27 protein-coding genes are annotated in these 18,261 nt (G+C 42.1%); 26 read left to right on the top strand and 1 reads right to left on the bottom strand.

The features are described 5' to 3' along the window. The 21 genes from rplP to rplQ are packed head-to-tail and all read left to right on the top strand — an operon-like array spanning position 1 to position 9,729. Complete coding sequence (rplP, locus tag ACRD6K_RS12305; protein ID WP_299579671.1) at positions 1–435, top strand: 50S ribosomal protein L16; 435 nt, start codon at positions 1–3, stop codon at positions 433–435. Positions 436–437: 2 nt separating this feature from the next. Continuing rightward, the gene (rpmC, locus tag ACRD6K_RS12300) at positions 438–641 is read left to right on the top strand and encodes a 50S ribosomal protein L29 (RefSeq protein WP_299579668.1); all 204 of its coding nucleotides are present in this window, start codon (positions 438–440) and stop codon (positions 639–641) included. 10 nt (positions 642–651) lie between these two features. Next, complete coding sequence (gene rpsQ, locus ACRD6K_RS12295) at positions 652–909, top strand: 30S ribosomal protein S17 (protein ID WP_299579665.1); 258 nt, start codon at positions 652–654, stop codon at positions 907–909. 2 nt (positions 910–911) lie between these two features. Beyond that, complete coding sequence (rplN, locus tag ACRD6K_RS12290) at positions 912–1,277, top strand: 50S ribosomal protein L14 (protein ID WP_299579662.1); 366 nt, start codon at positions 912–914, stop codon at positions 1,275–1,277. 17 nt (positions 1,278–1,294) lie between these two features. Next, positions 1,295–1,618 (top strand): 50S ribosomal protein L24, encoded by a 324-nt coding sequence (rplX, locus tag ACRD6K_RS12285; protein ID WP_299579660.1) that lies wholly within the window; start codon positions 1,295–1,297, stop codon positions 1,616–1,618. Beyond that, positions 1,618–2,175 carry a 50S ribosomal protein L5 gene (gene rplE, locus ACRD6K_RS12280; RefSeq protein ID WP_299579657.1) on the top strand — a complete coding sequence of 186 codons (558 nt, stop codon included), beginning with the start codon at positions 1,618–1,620 and terminating at the stop codon, positions 2,173–2,175. Before rplX ends, rplE begins: the two co-directional genes overlap by 1 nt. Positions 2,176–2,178: 3 nt before the next feature. Beyond that, the gene (gene rpsN, locus ACRD6K_RS12275; protein WP_053187487.1) at positions 2,179–2,448 is read left to right on the top strand and encodes a 30S ribosomal protein S14; all 270 of its coding nucleotides are present in this window, start codon (positions 2,179–2,181) and stop codon (positions 2,446–2,448) included. 28 nt (positions 2,449–2,476) lie between these two features. After that, positions 2,477–2,875 carry a 30S ribosomal protein S8 gene (gene rpsH / locus ACRD6K_RS12270; RefSeq protein WP_430973523.1) on the top strand — a complete coding sequence of 133 codons (399 nt, stop codon included), beginning with the start codon at positions 2,477–2,479 and terminating at the stop codon, positions 2,873–2,875. Positions 2,876–2,890: 15 nt separating this feature from the next. Continuing rightward, positions 2,891–3,448: a 50S ribosomal protein L6 gene (gene rplF / locus ACRD6K_RS12265; protein ID WP_299579648.1), complete on the top strand. Its 558-nt coding sequence runs from the start codon at positions 2,891–2,893 to the stop codon at positions 3,446–3,448. Between the two features lie 14 nt (positions 3,449–3,462). After that, complete coding sequence (gene rplR, locus ACRD6K_RS12260) at positions 3,463–3,819, top strand: 50S ribosomal protein L18 (RefSeq protein ID WP_299579645.1); 357 nt, start codon at positions 3,463–3,465, stop codon at positions 3,817–3,819. Then, a complete protein-coding gene (rpsE, locus tag ACRD6K_RS12255; protein WP_430973479.1) occupies positions 3,819–4,340 on the top strand; it encodes a 30S ribosomal protein S5 in 522 nt (173 codons plus the stop codon). Before rplR ends, rpsE begins: the two co-directional genes overlap by 1 nt. A gap of 5 nt (positions 4,341–4,345) precedes the next feature. Then, positions 4,346–4,525, top strand: a complete 180-nt coding sequence (gene rpmD, locus ACRD6K_RS12250; RefSeq protein WP_299579642.1) for a 50S ribosomal protein L30 — start codon at positions 4,346–4,348, stop codon at positions 4,523–4,525. Between the two features lie 20 nt (positions 4,526–4,545). Next, a complete protein-coding gene (gene rplO / locus ACRD6K_RS12245) occupies positions 4,546–4,992 on the top strand; it encodes a 50S ribosomal protein L15 (protein ID WP_299579637.1) in 447 nt (148 codons plus the stop codon). 4 nt (positions 4,993–4,996) lie between these two features. Further along, the gene (gene secY / locus ACRD6K_RS12240) at positions 4,997–6,340 is read left to right on the top strand and encodes a preprotein translocase subunit SecY (RefSeq protein ID WP_299579634.1); all 1,344 of its coding nucleotides are present in this window, start codon (positions 4,997–4,999) and stop codon (positions 6,338–6,340) included. Positions 6,341–6,380: 40 nt separating this feature from the next. Continuing rightward, entirely contained in the window at positions 6,381–6,602 is a 222-nt protein-coding gene (gene infA, locus ACRD6K_RS12235) for a translation initiation factor IF-1 (RefSeq protein WP_053187509.1), read from the top strand. 11 nt (positions 6,603–6,613) lie between these two features. Beyond that, on the top strand, positions 6,614–6,730 hold the full coding sequence (gene ykgO / locus ACRD6K_RS12230; RefSeq protein ID WP_082326576.1) for a type B 50S ribosomal protein L36: 117 nt from the start codon (positions 6,614–6,616) through the stop codon (positions 6,728–6,730). A gap of 27 nt (positions 6,731–6,757) precedes the next feature. Then, complete coding sequence (gene rpsM, locus ACRD6K_RS12225; protein WP_299579610.1) at positions 6,758–7,135, top strand: 30S ribosomal protein S13; 378 nt, start codon at positions 6,758–6,760, stop codon at positions 7,133–7,135. Positions 7,136–7,146: 11 nt separating this feature from the next. Then, positions 7,147–7,536, top strand: coding sequence for a 30S ribosomal protein S11 (rpsK, locus tag ACRD6K_RS12220; protein WP_299579607.1), 390 nt, complete (start codon positions 7,147–7,149; stop codon positions 7,534–7,536). Between the two features lie 20 nt (positions 7,537–7,556). Further along, a complete protein-coding gene (gene rpsD, locus ACRD6K_RS12215) occupies positions 7,557–8,165 on the top strand; it encodes a 30S ribosomal protein S4 (RefSeq protein WP_430973478.1) in 609 nt (202 codons plus the stop codon). Between the two features lie 19 nt (positions 8,166–8,184). After that, complete coding sequence (locus ACRD6K_RS12210) at positions 8,185–9,177, top strand: DNA-directed RNA polymerase subunit alpha (RefSeq protein WP_299579601.1); 993 nt, start codon at positions 8,185–8,187, stop codon at positions 9,175–9,177. 6 nt (positions 9,178–9,183) lie between these two features. Further along, positions 9,184–9,729, top strand: a complete 546-nt coding sequence (rplQ, locus tag ACRD6K_RS12205) for a 50S ribosomal protein L17 (RefSeq protein ID WP_430973477.1) — start codon at positions 9,184–9,186, stop codon at positions 9,727–9,729. Positions 9,730–9,814: 85 nt separating this feature from the next. On the opposite strand, the gene ACRD6K_RS12200 is transcribed toward rplQ, so the two are convergent. After that, positions 9,815–10,180, bottom strand: coding sequence for a response regulator (locus ACRD6K_RS12200; RefSeq protein WP_430973476.1), 366 nt, complete (start codon positions 10,178–10,180; stop codon positions 9,815–9,817). A 142-nt stretch (positions 10,181–10,322) separates the two neighbouring features. Here ACRD6K_RS12200 and ettA point away from each other — a divergent pair, with 142 nt between their 5' ends. From ettA to ACRD6K_RS12175, 5 genes are all read left to right on the top strand, one after another. After that, positions 10,323–12,008 (top strand): energy-dependent translational throttle protein EttA, encoded by a 1,686-nt coding sequence (gene ettA, locus ACRD6K_RS12195; RefSeq protein WP_299579596.1) that lies wholly within the window; start codon positions 10,323–10,325, stop codon positions 12,006–12,008. Between the two features lie 263 nt (positions 12,009–12,271). After that, positions 12,272–13,441 (top strand): OmpA family protein, encoded by a 1,170-nt coding sequence (locus ACRD6K_RS12190; RefSeq protein WP_430973475.1) that lies wholly within the window; start codon positions 12,272–12,274, stop codon positions 13,439–13,441. Between the two features lie 230 nt (positions 13,442–13,671). Then, the gene (gene priA, locus ACRD6K_RS12185; protein WP_430973474.1) at positions 13,672–16,143 is read left to right on the top strand and encodes a replication restart helicase PriA; all 2,472 of its coding nucleotides are present in this window, start codon (positions 13,672–13,674) and stop codon (positions 16,141–16,143) included. A 196-nt stretch (positions 16,144–16,339) separates the two neighbouring features. Next, positions 16,340–17,341 (top strand): bifunctional heptose 7-phosphate kinase/heptose 1-phosphate adenyltransferase, encoded by a 1,002-nt coding sequence (locus ACRD6K_RS12180; RefSeq protein WP_430973473.1) that lies wholly within the window; start codon positions 16,340–16,342, stop codon positions 17,339–17,341. 117 nt (positions 17,342–17,458) lie between these two features. After that, on the top strand, positions 17,459–18,259 hold the full coding sequence (locus tag ACRD6K_RS12175) for a ParA family protein (protein ID WP_299579584.1): 801 nt from the start codon (positions 17,459–17,461) through the stop codon (positions 18,257–18,259). Positions 18,260–18,261 lie beyond the last annotated feature (2 nt).

Raw genomic sequence — 18,261 nt, 5'->3', positions numbered from 1 at the left:
ATGTTACAGCCGAAAAAAACAAAATTTAGAAGAGTACAAAAAGGACGAATGAAAGGGAATGCCCAACGCGGTACAGAACTTGCATTCGGTTCTTTCGGTATAAAGTCGTTGCAAAGCGCATGGCTTACCGGTCGCCAAATTGAGGCTGCCAGGGTTGCGGTAACTCGTCATATGCAACGTCAGGGTCAAATTTGGATCCGTATTTTCCCAGATAAACCTATTACTAAAAAACCTGCCGAAGTACGGATGGGTAAAGGTAAAGGTGCTCCTGAAGCATTCGTAGCTCCGGTAACTCCCGGTCGTATCTTGATCGAAGCTGATGGCGTTCCATTCGAAATGGCAAAAGAAGCCTTGCGTTTGGCCGCTCAGAAACTTCCGGTAACTACGAAGTTTGTTATTAGACGTGACTATGTTGAATCTATTAAAGAGGATTAAAGATGAAAGCATCAGAAATTAAAGAGTTAACAGACAAGGAAATCCAGGAAAAAATCCAATTGGAGAAAGAAACCTTGGCACGTCTAAATATGAATCATGCAGTTTCTCCGCTGGACAACCCGATGAAAATCAAGGAAGCCCGCAAGAACATTGCACGCCTTCAGACCATCAAGCGTCAGAGGGAATTGAATCAAAATCAGAATTAATTTGTAGTCAATGGAAGCAAGAAATCTGAGAAAAGAGCGTATCGGAGTTGTTGTCAGCGACAATATGGATAAAAGTATTGTTGTAGCGGTGAAGCGTAAAGAAAAGCACCCCATTTACGGAAAATTCGTAAATAAGACAACCAAGTTATACGCCCATGACGAAACAAACACTTGCAGCGTAGGAGATACTGTAAAGATCATGGAAACAAGACCTTTAAGCAGAAGCAAGCGCTGGAGATTAGTTGAAATTATTGAAAGAGCTAAGTAATCATGATACAACAGGAATCAAGATGTGCAGTTGCCGATAACAGTGGTGCCAGAGAAGTTCTTTGTATCCGTGTTTTAGGCGGAACAAAGAAACGTTACGCATCAATTGGCGATAAAGTGGTTGTTACTGTAAAGAATGCAATCGCTGGAAGTGATATGAAAAAAGGAACTGTGTCAAAAGCCATCGTTGTTCGCACTAAAAAGGAAGTACGTCGTCAGGATGGATCTTACATCCGCTTTGATGATAATGCAGTCGTTTTATTGAACAACACTGGAGAGATGCGCGGAACCCGTATTTTTGGCCCTGTTGCAAGGGAACTTCGTGATAAAAACATGAAAATTATTTCGCTTGCACCTGAAGTGCTTTAATGCATAAATTAAACAAAATGCAGACAAAATTACACATTAAAAAAGGTGACACCGTTGTTGTTATTGCCGGTAACTATAAAGGTCAGCAAGGCAAAGTTCTCGAAGTAATTCGGGAAAAAACCAGAGCAATTGTGGAGGGTGTTAATATGGTTAAAAAACATACCAAACCCAACGCGGAAAATCCGCAGGGAGGTATTGTTGAAAAGGAAGCACCAATCCACCTGTCAAACCTAATGCATGTTGACCCAAAAGAGGGCGGCAAAACACGCATTGGGCGTAAGCTCGGAAGCAATGGTAAACTAGTACGTTATTCAAAAAAATCTGGAGAGGAGATTAAGTAATGGCTTATACACCAACACTTAAGAAGAAATATTCGGAAGAAATCATTCCTGCGTTAGCTAAGGAATTTGATTATAAATCTGTTATGCAGGTTCCGAAATTGGAGAAAATTGTTCTTAACCAGGGTGTTGGAGCTGCTATCGCGGACAAAAAAATCATTGAAGTTGCCACTGAGGAAATGACAATGATTGCCGGTCAAAAAGCAGTCCAAACCAAATCAAAGAAGGACATCTCCAACTTTAAACTGAGGAAAAAAATGCCCATCGGTGTCCGTGTGACACTGAGAAAAGAAAGAATGTATGAATTTCTTGAGCGGCTAATCAATATCTCGTTGCCACGTATTCGTGACTTCCGCGGTATTGAAAGTAAAATGGACGGACAAGGCAACTACACCCTTGGAATTCCAGAACAAATTATTTTTCCTGAGATCAACATTGACAAGGTTAACCGTATTAACGGTATGAACATTACTTTTGTAACCTCTGCGAGCACGGATGAAGAAGGTTTTGCCTTGTTGAAAGAGTTAGGTTTACCTTTTAAAAACGTAAAAAAGAACTAAGTTATGGCTAAAGAATCAATGAAAGCCCGCGAGGTAAAAAGGGCAAAACTTGTTGAAAAATACGCCGAAAAAAGGGCCCAGCTCAAAGCTGAAGGTGATTATGAAGGTTTGCAGAAATTACCTAAAAACTCGTCTAAGGTACGGATGCACAACCGTTGTAAACTAACCGGACGTCCAAAAGGTTATATGCGCCAATTCGGAATTAGCCGGATTAACTTCCGCGAAATGGCCTCAGAAGGTCTGATTCCCGGTGTTAAGAAAGCAAGTTGGTAAACTATTAAGTACAAAAGTAATGAGTAAAATTACAGACCCGATAGCAGATTTTTTAACCCGCGTGCGTAACGCTCAGGCAGCAAAGCACCGCGTGGTTGATATTCCTGCTTCAAACATAAAAAAAGAAATTACCAAAATCTTAAAAGATAAAGGGTATATTTTGAACTACAAGTTTGAAGATGATGTGAATTTCCAGGGCAACATTAAAATTGCTTTGAAATATCATCCTGAAACAAAACAACCAGCTATAAAATCCATCAAACGGATTAGTAAACCTGGTTTGAGACAGTACTGCGACAGCGAGAATATTCCTCGTGTACTTAACGGCCTGGGAGTTGCTATTATTTCTACCTCAAAGGGTGTGATTTCTGACAAAGAGGCACGCGACCTGAATGTAGGTGGTGAAGTTTTATGTTACGTTTATTAATAAGGAGGAATAGTAATGTCAAGGATAGGTAAATTACCAATCGAACTACCAGCCGGAGTAACCGTTACTGTGAGCCCGGAAAACGTGGTGACAGTGAAAGGGAAATTAGGCGAACTTTCGCAAAAGGTAGATCCCGAAATGGAAGTAGCTGTTGAAGAAAACCAAATCTTGGTAAAACGCCCAACTGAACAAAAAAGACACCGTGCCCTGCACGGCCTTTACCGTTCATTGGTCAACAACATGGTTGTTGGAGTTTCTCAAGGCTATGAAATTAAGTTGGAACTTGTAGGTGTTGGTTACCGTGCAGAAAATCAAGGACAATTGTTGGACTTGGTTTTAGGACATTCTCACCACACGTACCTGAATCTTCCAGACGAAGTTAAAGTTGAAGCTGTTACTGATAAACGTAACAACCCGACTGTAACTTTGAAAAGCTGTGACAAACAGTTGGTCGGCCAGGTAGCTGCGAAGATACGCTCATTCAGAGCACCAGAACCATACAAAGGAAAAGGTGTGAAGTTTGTCGGTGAAGAATTAAGACGTAAAGCTGGTAAATCAGCCTCTGCTAAATAGTAAAATTTGAAACCATGGCTTTAACGAAACAACAAAGAAGATATAGAATTAAAAAGAGAATCCGGAAAATCGTTACCGGAACTTCTGAAAGACCTCGTTTGAGTGTATTTAGAAGTAACAAGCAAATTTATGCCCAATTGGTCAATGACCTGGATGGTACGACTTTGCTTTCAATCTCTTCATTGAATAAAGAAATCAGCGAAAAAGAAGGCAATAAAGTAGAACAAGCTGCTTTGGTTGGAAAAGCATTAGCTGAAAAAGCAAAAGCAGCCGGAATCGAAAATGTTGTGTTCGATCGTAACGGATATTTATATCACGGTAGAGTAAAACAATTAGCTGAAGCTGCCCGTGAAGGTGGCCTTAAATTTTAATGATTATGGCAGGAAGTATTAAGAAAGTCAAAACAACTGACATTGAACTTAAGGACCGTTTGGTTGCAATTAACCGTGTAACCAAAGTGACCAAAGGGGGTAGAACTTTCAGCTTTTCAGCAATCGTTGTTGTCGGAAACGAAGACGGAATTGTTGGATGGGGACTTGGTAAAGCAAGTGAAGTCACTACCGCGATTGCAAAAGGAGTTGATGCTGCGAAGAAGAATTTAGTGAAAATTCCTGTTCACAAAGGAACAATCCCTCATGAGCAAATCGCCAAATTTGGTGGAGCCCGTGTTTTCCTGAAACCTGCAACATCAGGTACCGGAGTAAAAGCCGGTGGTGCGATGCGTGCCGTACTGGAGAGCGTTGGTATTAACGACATCCTTGCGAAATCAAAAGGATCGTCAAACCCTCATAACCTGGTTAAAGCAACCTTCAATGCATTGCTCGAACTGAGAGATGCCCGCACTGTTGCTGAACACCGTGGAGTTTCTTTAGAAAAAGTATTTAAAGGATAGGAACTATGGCTAAGATTAGAATCACACAAGTAAAAAGCAAAATTGGTTCCAATAAAGTGCAGAAAGCAACAATTGAAGCACTTGGAATTAAGAAGATGAACCACTTTGTAGAAAAAGAAGCCACTCCTCAGATTTTAGGTATGGTGAGCAAAGTGAGCCATTTGGTGAAAGTTGAAGAAATTTAAAATAGTTTAAGCTAAAAATTATGGATTTAAGTAATCTTAAACCTGCAGCAGGATCCGTAAAAAAAGATAAGCGTATTGGTCGTGGCCAAGGCTCCGGACGTGGTGGTACATCCACACGTGGTCATAAAGGAGCTCAGTCAAGATCAGGATATAGCCGTACACGCGGTTTCGAAGGCGGTCAAATGCCTTTGCAACGTGTTGTACCAAAATTCGGATTCAAGAACATTAACAGGATAGAATATAAAGCCATCAACTTGGATACATTGCAAAAACTGGCAGAAAGCAAATCGCTTACTGCCATTGACGTGCAAACCATCGTTGATGCCGGTCTGGCTGCTAAAAATGACCGGGTGAAGATTTTAGGAAATGGCGAATTGAAGTTGAAGTTAGAGGTGAAAGCACATGCCTTTTCTAATTCCGCAAAAGCAGCTATCGAAAAACTAGAAGGAACCACAGAAACACTCTAACCTGATGAAAAAATTTATCGAAACCCTAAAGAATATTTATAAGATTGAAGACCTGAGGTCTCGTTTGGGAATTACACTATTCTTTCTTTTAATATACCGATTAGGATCGTTTGTTGCATTACCTGGTATTGACCCCGCACAGCTGGGCGAGTTGAAAAACCAAACCTCAGATGGGTTGCTGGGGTTACTGGACATGTTTTCAGGGGGAGCATTCTCAAACGCATCTATTTTCGCTTTAGGGATTATGCCTTACATTTCAGCTTCCATTGTAATTCAGTTGATGGGAATAGCCGTCCCATATTTCCAGCGGTTACAAAAAGAAGGGGAATCAGGAAGAAGAAAGATCAATCAAATTACCCGTTATTTAACGGTTGTGATCTTAATCTTCCAGGCACCTGCGTATCTTGCTAATTTAACATTTCAGTTACCAGCAGAAGCCTTTGCAGTTAGCGGCTGGATGTTCAAAGTAACATCAACCATTATTTTGACTGCCGGGTCGATGTTTGTTATGTGGTTAGGAGAACGCATTACCGATAAAGGAATAGGGAACGGGATTTCATTGATTATCATGATTGGTATTATTGCCCGACTGCCTTTCTCTGTTTTTGCCGAGTTTATTAGCCGGCTCGAACAGCAAGGCGGGGGCATGGTCATGTTCCTGGTAGAGTTTGTTGTTTTGTTTGTTGTATTTATGCTCACCATTCTGCTGGTACAAGGTACCCGCAGAATTCCGGTGCAGTATGCTAAACGAATAGTAGGCAACAAACAATACGGAGGAGTACGTCAGTATATCCCGTTGAAAGTGAATGCCGCCGGAGTTATGCCAATTATCTTCGCGCAGGCAATCATGTTTGTTCCAATTACTCTGGTAGGTTTTACCAATTCAGACAGTATGAGCGGTTTTGCGGCTGCATTTTCTGATCACACTGGGTTTTGGTATAACTTTTCTCAATTTGTACTGGTGATATTGTTTACGTATTTTTATACAGCGATTACAATCAATCCGGTTCAAATGGCCGAAGATATGAAGAAGAATGGTGGTTTTATTCCAGGTGTTAAACCCGGAAAACGGACTGTAGAGTTCTTAGATACCGTGATGTCTCGTATTACACTGCCAGGATCTATTTTCCTTGGGATTGTAACTATTTTGCCAGCTTTTGCAATGATTGCCGGAATTAACACTCAGTTTGCCTACTTTTTTGGAGGTACCTCGTTGTTGATTTTGGTGGGTGTTGTTTTGGATACTTTACAGCAAATTGAAAGTCATTTGTTGATGCGTCACTATGACGGACTGATGAAATCAGGGCGGATTAAAGGACGTACCGGCGGAGCTGGTTCAATGATGTAATCTATAACAAACAAGCAAAAGAATTTAAACGAAAATTTTTATGGCAAAACAGCCTTCGATAGAACAAGACGGAACAATCATTGAAGCATTATCAAATGCCATGTTTCGAGTTGAACTCGAAAACGGGCACGTGATAACAGCACATATCTCTGGTAAAATGCGTATGCATTATATCAAAATTCTTCCAGGAGATAAAGTTAAAGTGGAGATGTCTCCCTACGACTTAACCAAAGGAAGGATTACTTTTAGATATAAAAATTAAAGTACGAAATAATGAAAGTAAGAACATCCATTAAAAAACGCAGTGCCGAGTGCAAAATTGTGCGCAGAAAAGGCCGTTTGTATGTGATCAACAAAAAGAATCCAAAGTTCAAACAGCGTCAAGGATAATTAATTAACTTTGTAAAAAATTTATTTATGGCTCGTATTGTTGGAGTTGATATTCCTAATAATAAAAGAGGAGAAGTTGCACTGACTTATATTTATGGCATTGGCCGTAGTCGTGCGAATAAAGTCCTCGCTACAGCTGGCGTTGATGCAAATTTGAAAGTACAGGATTGGACTGATGATCAATTCGCTGCTATTCGCAAAACCATCAACGAAAGCTTTAAGGTTGAAGGCGAATTACGTTCTGAAAACCAACTGAACATCAAACGACTGATGGATATCGGTTGTTACCGTGGCATTCGCCACCGGATTGGTCTTCCTGTTCGCGGGCAAAGCACTAAAAACAATGCTCGTACGCGTAAAGGAAGAAAGAAAACTGTAGCTAATAAGAAAAAAGCCACTAAATAATTAATTGAATTATGGCAAAAAAGACAAGTTCCAGTCGGAAAAGAGTTGTTAACGTTGAAGCTACTGGCCAAGCGCATATTCATTCTTCATTCAATAATATCATTATCTCACTGACCAATAACAACGGAGAAGTAATCTCTTGGTCATCAGCAGGTAAAAAAGGATTTAGAGGATCGAAAAAGAATACACCTTATGCTGCCCAGGTAGCCTCTGAAGAATGTGCAAAAACTGCATATGATCTAGGACTCAGAAAAGTAAAAGTATTTGTGAAGGGCCCCGGAAACGGTCGCGAATCTGCTATTCGAGCCATTAATAGTGTGGGTATTCAAGTGAGTGAAATCGTTGATGTGACACCATTGCCACACAATGGTTGCCGCCCATCTAAAAGAAGACGTGTTTAATTTTTTTTAACGAAAAAGTAATGGCAAGATATACAGGACCCAAAACAAGAATTGCCCGAAAATTTGGTGAACCAATTTTCGGACCTGATAAAGTACTTGAGAAAAAGAACTATCCTCCAGGTATGCATGGGCAAACTGGCCGCAGACGTAAAAAGTCTGAGTACGGTGTCCAGTTGATGGAAAAACAAAAGGCGAAATATACTTACGGTGTTTTAGAGAAGCAATTCTCAAACCTGTTTAAAAAAGCATCAGCATCTAAAGGTGTTACCGGTGAGGTATTGCTGCAGTTGCTCGAAGCCAGATTGGATAACGTGGTTTACCGTTTGGGATTAGCTGCTACCAGAGCAGGAGCTCGTCAGTTGGTTACCCACAAACACATCATGGTTAACGGAGAACTAGTTAATATTCCTTCATTCCAACTTCGCCCGGGAGATATCGTTAGTGTGCGCGAAAAATCAAAATCATTGGAAGTAATTACCAATGCCTTGACTTCGCATCGCTACAATAAATTCGCTTGGTTGGAGTGGGATGGTGCCCAAATGAGCGGTAAATTTTTAAATCGCCCAGAACGGGAAGAAATTCCTGAAAATATCAAAGAACAACTGATTGTAGAGTTGTATTCTAAATAATAAATTACTCAGTATTATTATGGCAATATTAGCGTTCCAAAAACCTGACAAAGTAATAATGGTTGAATCCGATGAGAAATTCGGTAAATTCGAATTTCGTCCGTTGGAGCCCGGTTATGGTATCACAATCGGTAATGCTCTTCGTCGGATCCTGTTATCGTCTTTGGAGGGTTATGCAATTACAACGCTCAAAATTGAAGGCGTTGATCATGAATTTGCGACCATTAAAGGAGTGATGGAAGATGTAACTGAAATCATTCTGAATCTGAAGCAAATTCGGTTCAAACGCGAAGTTGAAGATTTTGATAGCGAGAAAGTTTCTATTTCTATTAGCGGTCAGGAAGAATTTACTGCTGGTGACATCAACAAGTTTATGACTGGTTTCCGGGTTTTGAATCCTGAATTGGTAATTTGCCGGATGGAAGCTGATGTTAAATTGCAGGTGGAATTAACAATCAACAAAGGGCGAGGCTATGTTCCCAGCGCTGAAAATAAGCCTGTAGATGCTGAGTTTGGTTTAATTCCGATTGACTCCATCTTCACACCAATCAAAAATGTGAAGTATGCTGTTGAAAACTATCGTGTAGAGCAGAAAACCGACTACGAAAAGTTGGTTCTCGACATCAACACCGATGGTTCAATTCATCCTAAAGATGCTTTGAAAGAAGCGGCAAAAATTCTGATTTATCACTTCATGCTATTCTCTGACGAAAAGATTACACTCGACTCGGATGAGAAATTTGCCAACGAAGAGTTTGATGAGGAAGTATTGCACATGCGTCAATTGCTGAAAACAAAATTAGTTGACATGGATCTTTCGGTTCGTGCGCTGAACTGTTTGAAAGCGGCTGACGTGGAAACTCTGGGAGAATTGGTTACCTACAATCGCAATGATTTGCTGAAGTTCAGAAACTTTGGTAAGAAATCATTGACCGAGTTGGATGACCTGTTGAATGGCATGAACCTGACATTCGGAATGGATATAAGTAAGTATAAACTTGACAAGGAATAAGCACAAATGAGACATAATAAAAAATTCAACCATCTTGGAAGGAAAAGTGCTCATCGGAAGGCGATGCTGTCAAACATGGCAAACTCGTTAATTCTTCACAAGCGGATTACCACAACGGTAGCCAAAGCAAAAGCACTGCGGATGTATGTTGAACCGCTTATTACAAAAGCAAAAAACGATACTACGCACTCGCGTCGTATGGTTTTTAGCGTCTTGAAAAGCAAAACGGCTGTTGCCGAACTTTTCAGAGATGTGGCAGAAAAAGTAGGCGATCGTCCGGGTGGATACACTCGGATCCTGAAAACAGGAAACCGTTTAGGAGACAACGCAGAAATGTGTATTATCGAATTGGTTGATTACAATGAAAACTTGTTGTCAGCGAAAGAAGATAAAAGCAAAAAACGTCGTTCTCGTCGCGGTGGTTCAAAAGCAAAAGCAACTGAAGCAACTGCAACTCCTGAAAAAGAAGAAGTTGTTGTTGAAGAGGCAAAAGCAGAAGAGCCAGCAGCTGAGGAAACAAAAGCTGAGGATGAAGAAAAGAAGGCTGAATAATTCCGATTATCAGACGACTAAAATAAAAAGAGCTGGCCATATGGTCAGCTCTTCTTTTTTTCACGAATGCTAATTTTACCTGGAATTAATTACCAAGGTAATATTCTAATTTCTCTTTCAGCAGATTAACTTGAATTGGTTTGATGAGATAATCATTCGCCCCAAAAGTCAGGCAGCGTTGCCGGTCATCATCATCACTACTGGTGGTGCAGAAAATAATTGGGGTTTGCTTGTTGACATTGGTCCCAAGCGATCTGATTTGACGGGTTGTTTCTGCACCATCAAGGAGAGGCATCCACAAGTCCATTAAGATTAAGTCGTACTTGATACTTTGCGTTAAATGTAAGGCTTCATCTCCACCACTGGCCATATCAATCTCGTACTCATTCCTTAAAGAGTAAAACAAAAATTTGAGGTTGATGGGGTTATCATCTACAACTAAGATCTTCAAACCTATTCTATTTTAGTCCATATAAATACTCGATTAAAGGTAGCTATATATGTATTGAATTTCCGTTACTTTTGCTAATTGAGATTTGGCTTATGCTAGCTGAATAGATGGATTGGATTAAATATTAAGAAACATACATAAAATGACAGAGGACAAAAAGATTATTTTTTCGATGTACCGGGTGAACAAGACGTTTGCACCCCAAAAGCAAGTGTTGAAGGATATCTCCCTTTCGTTTTACCTGGGAGCAAAGATTGGAATCATCGGTTTGAATGGTTCCGGAAAATCGACCTTGCTGAAGATAATTGCTGGCTTGGAAAAATCGTACCAGGGAGAAGTTGTTTTTTCACCAGGATATACCGTTGGTTACTTAGAGCAAGAACCACATCTTGATCCCACCAAGACCGTAAAGGAAATTGTGGAAGAAGGTGTTCAGGAAGTGGTTGATGTTCTGAAAGCTTATGAAGAGGTGAACCTGAAGTTTGGTGAACCAGAAGTGCTGGAAGATCCAGACAAAATGGAAGCGTTGATGGCTGAGCAAGCCAAACTGCAGGAGAAAATTGACCGCTTTGATGCCTGGAACCTGGACTCCAAGCTGGAGCGTGCGATGGATGCTTTGCGTTGTCCTCCAGGCGATCAGCTGGTGAGTGAACTTTCCGGGGGAGAACAACGCCGGGTAGCTTTATGCCGTTTGTTGCTGAAAGAACCGGATGTATTGCTTCTGGATGAGCCTACCAACCACTTGGATGCCGAATCGGTACAGTGGCTTGAAATGCACTTGCAACAGTATAAAGGAACGGTAATTTGTATTACTCACGACCGTTATTTTCTGGACAATGTGGCCGGATGGATTCTGGAACTGGACCGAGGCGAAGGCATTCCATGGAAAGGAAACTATTCTTCGTGGCTGGAGCAAAAATCAAATCGTTTGGCGCAGGAAGAAAAACAACAGTCCAAGCGTCAGAAAACCTTGCAGCGTGAGCTGGAGTGGATTCGCATGGCGCCCAAGGCCCGTCATGCCAAAGCCAAAGCACGTTTGAATGCTTACGATCAGTTGATGAATGAAGACTCGAAACAGAAAGAAGAGAAACTGGAAATCTTTATTCCTAACGGACCTCGTTTGGGTGAGAAGGTAATTGAAGCCCATGGTGTTTCGAAAGGCTTTGGTGATCGTTTGCTGTTTGAAGGACTCGATTTTGTATTGCCGCCCAATGGTATTGTAGGTGTTATTGGCCCCAATGGCGCGGGAAAAACAACCTTGTTCCGGATGATCATGAAGCAACTGGAAGCGGATCAGGGCACCTTTGAAGTAGGGGAAACCGTAAAAATCGCCTATGTTGATCAATCGCATGCTGCAATTGATCCCAATAAAACGGTTTATCAGGTTATTTCCGGAGGAAACGACTTGATGGCCATGGGGAACCGACAAATTAATGCACGGGCTTATGTGTCCCGCTTTAACTTTGCCGGATCTGATCAGGAGAAAAAATGTGGTGTGCTGTCCGGTGGAGAACGTAACCGGCTGCATTTGGCTATGGCTTTGAAAGAAGAAGGCAACGTGCTGTTGCTGGATGAGCCAACCAACGATATTGATGTGAATACCTTGCGGGCGTTGGAAGAAGGTCTGGAGAGCTTCGCAGGATGCGCTGTGGTTATTTCGCACGACCGTTGGTTCCTGGACCGGATCGCTACTCATATTTTAGCTTTTGAGGGCGAATCAAAAGTGTACTATTTTGAAGGAAGCTATTCAGAATACGAGGAAAACAAGAAGCAGCGTTTGGGTGATGAAGAACCGAAACGAATTAAGTATAAGAAATTGGTGAAGTAATTTTGCTTCTTACGAATTGGGAAAGTCCGGAGAATATCTTCGGACTTTTTTTATGAAAAATTACAGCTTTATTGTTGAATTGCTCAACGGTTTGTTATATATTTGATACTTATGTAGTTATTGTTTTGTTAGATCAAAGCAGAAAGGGGAGGCAGGAACAATTTCGCACGCATATTGTTTGATTACATATTCTTGTTCGTTGTTAATTCTTCAATTAAAATCAAATACTTAATTTTTTTAATCCTGGATAAACAATTAAAATTATGAGAAAACGAATAATTCTATTAGTAATTAGTAGCCTTTTTATTGGAGCAAGCTATGCGCAGGACTCCTTTTCTGGAAAAACCGAATTCAATCATTGGTCAATTGACGCAGGTATCGGGTTAACCAAACCCTATCGTAATGTAGCCCGAGGTTATAGTACAGCAACACCTGACTTCTTAGCAGGAGAGCTTGGGGCCCGGTATATGTTCAATGAGTTTTTTGGATTAAAAGCAGGTTTTGTTTATAATAACTTTCAAGCAGAAAAGTCAACACTTGACTTTACAACCAAGCAATACGAGTTCGACCTTCAAGGGGTGATTGGAATTGGGCGTTTGTTGCGTTTTGAAACTTGGACACAAACCCTTAACCTTTTAGCTCACGGAGGTTTCGGCGTTGGGTTGCTGGACTTTGATTTGCTTGATGACAATGATCATTTCGCTACTGCTTTGGCGGGTTTAACCGGTCAAATTAAACTCTCGCCCAGGGTGGCATTGAATATCGACGGAACCATGGGCTTTCACGTGCACCAAAACCGGACTTGGGACGGAACTATGCCAAGAAATAATGAACCTTTTGTGTTTAACGGAACCATTGGATTTTCTTATTACCTGGGTAAAAAAGCGCAGCATGCCGACTGGGTAGTGCGCGAGAACGAATACTTGGCTTTGATGGACGAGCGCATTGCTGATTTGGAAGCTCAGATTAAAAAATCGCGCGAAGAAGATGCCCGAAAAGTACAGGAAGCTGATGATCAGTTAGGACGTCGTATTGATGATTTGGATGGGCAAGTGGCTATGCTGGCTAATGCTGGCGACGATGACATCGTTGGTCGGTTGATTAACGAAGGCTATGTGAATATCTTCTTCGATTTTAACAGCTCAAAAATAGATAAAGGTGCCGCAGATGCCATCAACCTTTTGCGCAATTACATGATGAAGAATGCGAATGTAGCTGTTAACCTCATTGGTTATGCCGATGAGAAAGGCACGGAAGAGTACAACAAAAAATTATCAACTAAACGAGCTGAAGCAGTTGCGGAGCTCCTGGTTAAGTCGGGAATCGACAAATCACGTCTTCACTCCGAAGGAAAAGGCGAGGATACGAGTGTTGACGAGAGCTCTCCAAATGCTCGCCAGTTGGCCCGCAGGGTAACTTTCAGTATCCGTTAAGTGTACTGTGAAGGTTAACCTTTATTAGCGAATAAAATAATGAAAAGACCTCGGGGCAATGCCTCGGGGTCTTTCTCTTTTCCACGCTCCGGGCAAACTATTATTAAGACAGGAAACTTAAAGATTGAACATTAGACAGCGTGCCCGGCTTGCCATTGTTTTGGGCAGGGGAGAAGCCGAAAATCGCGTTGGCTTTCTTCAAAACGAATAAAAATTCCGATGTTTGCACTATGTCAATTCCGATGTTTGCAGATCTTATATTACCGCTTCCTTTACGTGATAAATTTACGTATCGGGTATCTCCCGGCTTTGAACCCAATATGAAAGTGGGCATCCGGGTTGTTGTGCAATTTGGAGCCCGGAAGTTTTTTTCGGCTTTGGTTTATCGTTTGCACAATCAGCCGCCTGAAGGTGATTTTGAGCTGAAGGAAATTGATGCCATTCTGGATCGGGAGCCGATTGTTAACCGGGCACAGATTATTGCATGGGAGTGGGTTGCTGATTACTATTGCTGTTCTTTGGGCGAAGTTTTCAAGGCTGCACTGCCTTCGGCCTTAAAGCTGGAAAGTCAGTCCAATGTCAGCTTTAATCCTAATTTCGATCTGGACAGCCCCTTAACCGGCGAGGAAGAAGCTTTACTACTCATGCTGAAAGGCCGGGGACAAACCAATATTCGTGAAATAAACCAGTTCTTGGGTAAAAAATCGTCCTATGCCACCCTGAAAGTATTGCTGGAGAAGAATGCAATACTGATGGAAGAAAAGTTGAAGGATAGCTACAAACCCAAAACGGTCACTTTTGTGCAGCTTGCGGAGCGGATAGCTTCTTCGGAACAGCTGGAAAAAGCCTTTGAAGAAATAGGCAGGGCTCGCAAACAGAAGGAACTTCTGGAGTTTTTTGTACATGAAACCAGCTTCAGCTTTGATCAGAAAAGCCGCTTGCCCAAGAAGGACTTGCTGGAGCAAAGCGGGCTTTCCGATGCTGTTTTAAAAGGCTTGGTTGAGAAGGATATTCTTGCTGTCGAATCAATTGAGATTGGCCGTCTGGAAATGAATCATACCGAGGATCAATACTTGTACGATTTGAATGAAGCTCAGGAAAGTAGCTATCGGCAGTTGAAAGATGAATTCAAAACCAAGCGACCTGTTTTGTTGCATGGAGTAACCTCAAGCGGAAAAACCGAGATTTACATCAAGCTGATCGAGGATGTTTTAGCCGAAGGCAAGCAGGTGTTGTACCTGGTTCCGGAAATTGGCCTGACTTCTCAGTTAATAACGCGACTAAAACGTGCTTTTGGTGATCGGGCAGGCATTTACCATTCCAAATTCAACGATGCTGAACGCGTTGAAATTTGGTTCAATATTTTGAATGACAGCAAAGAATCCTACCAGGTGGTGATCGGGGCTCGCTCGGCCGTTTTTCTGCCTTTTAAGAAGCTGGGCCTTATTGTTGTGGACGAGGAACATGAAAATAGTTACAAGCAGTTTGATCCGGCTCCGCGCTACAATGCCCGGGATTTAGCGGTTGTTTTGGGACAAATTCATCAGGCCCCGGTTTTACTGGGAACAGCTACCCCCTCGTTTGAAAGCTACTTTAATGCCAAACTGGGAAAATACGGTCTGGTTGAACTGAAGGAGCGTTTCAAGGGAATTGAGCTTCCCGAGATTGTGGTGGCGGACATCCGAAAAGCAACACGCCAAAAGCAAATGGTTTCCTTGCTTACGCCAGCCTTGTACGATGAGGTGAAACTGGCGCTCGAGAATAAGGAACAGGTGATTTTATTTCAAAACCGACGAGGATTTGCGCCTTACATGCAATGTACGAGCTGCGGATGGATACCAAAATGCAAGAATTGTGATGTGAGTTTAACTTACCACAAGTTTCGTGCAGGCCTGGTGTGTCATTATTGTGGGCATACCACCAGCGTTCCTACGCATTGTGACGAATGTCCTTCCGATGAAATTCAAACCAAAGGTTTTGGCACCGAGCAGATTGAAGAAGAGTTGAGCTTGCTTTTTCCAGCGGCTACTATTGCGCGGATGGATATGGATACCACTCGTGCCAGACGCGCCTTTGACCAGTTGATTTATAAATTTGAAAACCGGCAAATTGATTTGCTCGTTGGTACCCAAATGGTGACAAAGGGCCTTGATTTTGATCATGTGCGGGTGGTAGGAATTCTGAATGCCGATCAGATGCTCAATTTTCCCGACTTCCGGTCTTTTGAACGTTCGTTTCAGTTGATGGCTCAGGTAAGTGGGCGTGCCGGACGCAAAGGGAAACGAGGAAAAGTGGTGATTCAATCGAGCCAACCGGAGCATGAAGTGCTGCAGAAAGTGGTTGGCAATGACTTCAACCAATTGTTTAATCAGCAAATGCTTGAACGCAAGCTTTTCAGGTACCCGCCGTATTTTCGTTTAATCAAGATTGTGGTCAAGCATAAAAACAGGGATCGCTTGGATTTGGGGGCGAATCAGTTGGCTTCCATCTTGCGAAAGGAGTTTCGGAATCAGGTGCTTGGTCCGGAGTATCCGGTTATTGGACGAATTCAATCGTGGTATCAAAAGGAAATTTGGCTGAAGCTGGATAAAAACAAAACACTGGGACAAGGGAAAAAGACACTCATGGATTCCATCGATCAGGTTAAATCACTTCCGAATAATACTGGCCTGATCATTTATGCCGATGTAGATCCGATGTAGGAGATTGCGTGGAAGCTCCTGCAAAAGCAGGCAGGAACTCAGGGAACGGTTTGCCTTGCTAGCCGGTTATTTCCCAGAGGATCCGGAAGCAATACAGAGGAGCGGAGCAGTGGTGAACCCAGGATGAGGGGACGAATTTATTTTTAGCACTTTCAATTTTTACTACTTTTGTAGGTCATAAAAATAAGATAAAACAGTGGATAGTCTTAAGGTTCAGGAGGTTTTTGCTAAATTTTCCAACATCCGGGCATTGGTCGTCGGCGATGGCATGGTTGATTCTTACCTGTGGGGATGCGTTGATCGTATTTCGGCAGAAGCTCCTGTTCCCATCGTGACTGTTCAGCAGCGTGAAGATCGAATTGGAGGAGCAGCCAATGTTGCACTGAACTTGCAGTCCCTGGGGGCAACTCCTGTTCTGGTTTCCTTAGTGGGAAATGATTTGAAGGGCGAAAGTTTTATGCAACTGCTCAGTGAAAAGGGCTTGTCCGATGCTGGAATCCTGCGAGTGGACAACCGGCAAACAACGGTTAAAACCCGGGTAATGAGTGGCAAAAAACAGGTGCTTCGGGTTGATGAAGAGGTAACCGAAGAAATTGATTCGGAGGTGGAAGAGCTGGTTTATCAGCGTATTGAAAAGCTAATCAACAGCCAGAAGTTTGACCTTGTTATGTTCATTGATTACGATAAGGGAATGATAACCCCGAGACTCATCGATAAAATTACTCGTTTGGCTCATGCTCAAAAACTATTGATCGCGGTTGATCCCAAAAAGCGCAATTTTAACAATTACTCTGGAGTTCACTTGTTTAAGCCTAATTTCAAGGAGTTCAAGGAGGGACAGCAGCTGCCGGTAGAAAAGGACAACATCCCAGGCTTGTTGGAAGCAGCAGAAGCGTTTCGAAAGAACAGCAATCAAGGGATGATCTTTGTAACCTTGTCTGCCTCAGGAGTAATTATTAGTAATGGAGTGGGGAGCGATCATTTTCCGGCTCAGGTGCGCGACATTGCCGATGTTTCCGGTGCAGGAGATACCGTGATTGCTGTGGCAAGTTTGTGTATGGCGGCCGGGATGTCCAGCCAGTTTATGGCTCAGTTGTCCAACCTGGCAGGTGGGCTTGTTTGTGAGCGTTCCGGGGTTGTTCCGATTGATCAAGAGCAACTTATGCAGGAAGCTTTGCGAATGGAAATGGCTCTGTAATTTAAGGATTTTGGAATCAGGTGATTAAGGCGGAACACAATATAAATTTTCAATAAGCCGATCATTTTATGCATAAAATATTAACTTTGGAACTTAGCGAAAATCACTAAAAGAACTATGGGAAAAGTTATTGCACTAGCCAACCAAAAAGGAGGCGTAGGAAAAACAACATCAGCGATTAATTTGGCGGCCAGCCTGGCTGTGTTAGAATACAAGGTATTGATTATTGATGCTGATCCTCAGGCAAACGCTACTTCCGGAATCGGCTTTGATGTCAGAGATGTCGAGAACAGTATTTACGAATGTATTGTGGATGATATTGATCCACGGGAGATCGTTTTGAAATCTGAAATCGAAGGTTTAGACCTGATTCCGTCACATATCGACTTGGTTGGTGCCGAGATTGAAATGCTCAATCTGCCCAATCGCGAAAAGGTCATGAAAGTAGTGATTGAAAAGCTTCGGGATGACTACGACTTTATTCTGATTGACTGTTCGCCATCATTGGGTTTGATTACTGTCAACTCATTGACCGCTGCTGATTCAATCATTATTCCGGTGCAGTGCGAATACTTTGCGTTGGAAGGTCTGGGAAAACTGCTGAATACCATTAAAATTATTCAGACCCGTTTGAATCCTGATTTGGAGATTGAAGGTTTCCTGCTAACCATGTATGATTCCCGCTTAAACTTATCAAACCAAGTGTTGGAAGAAGTGCGTACTCACTTTGGTGATATGGTTTTTGAAAGTACAATTTCAAGAAATATCCGGTTGAGTGAAGCTCCCAGTTATGGGAAACCAGTTGTTTTATACGATGCCAACTCGCGAGGATCAGAGAATTACATGGATCTGGCCCGGGAAATTGTGCAAAAGAACGACCTGACAAAGGTCAAAAATACAGAAAAAGTAATCGATTAAAT

This window comes from Sunxiuqinia rutila, from assembly GCF_050589705.1.
Lineage (GTDB): Bacteria > Bacteroidota > Bacteroidia > Bacteroidales > Prolixibacteraceae > Sunxiuqinia > Sunxiuqinia rutila.
This window is presented reverse-complemented; position numbering and strand designations above follow the sequence as displayed.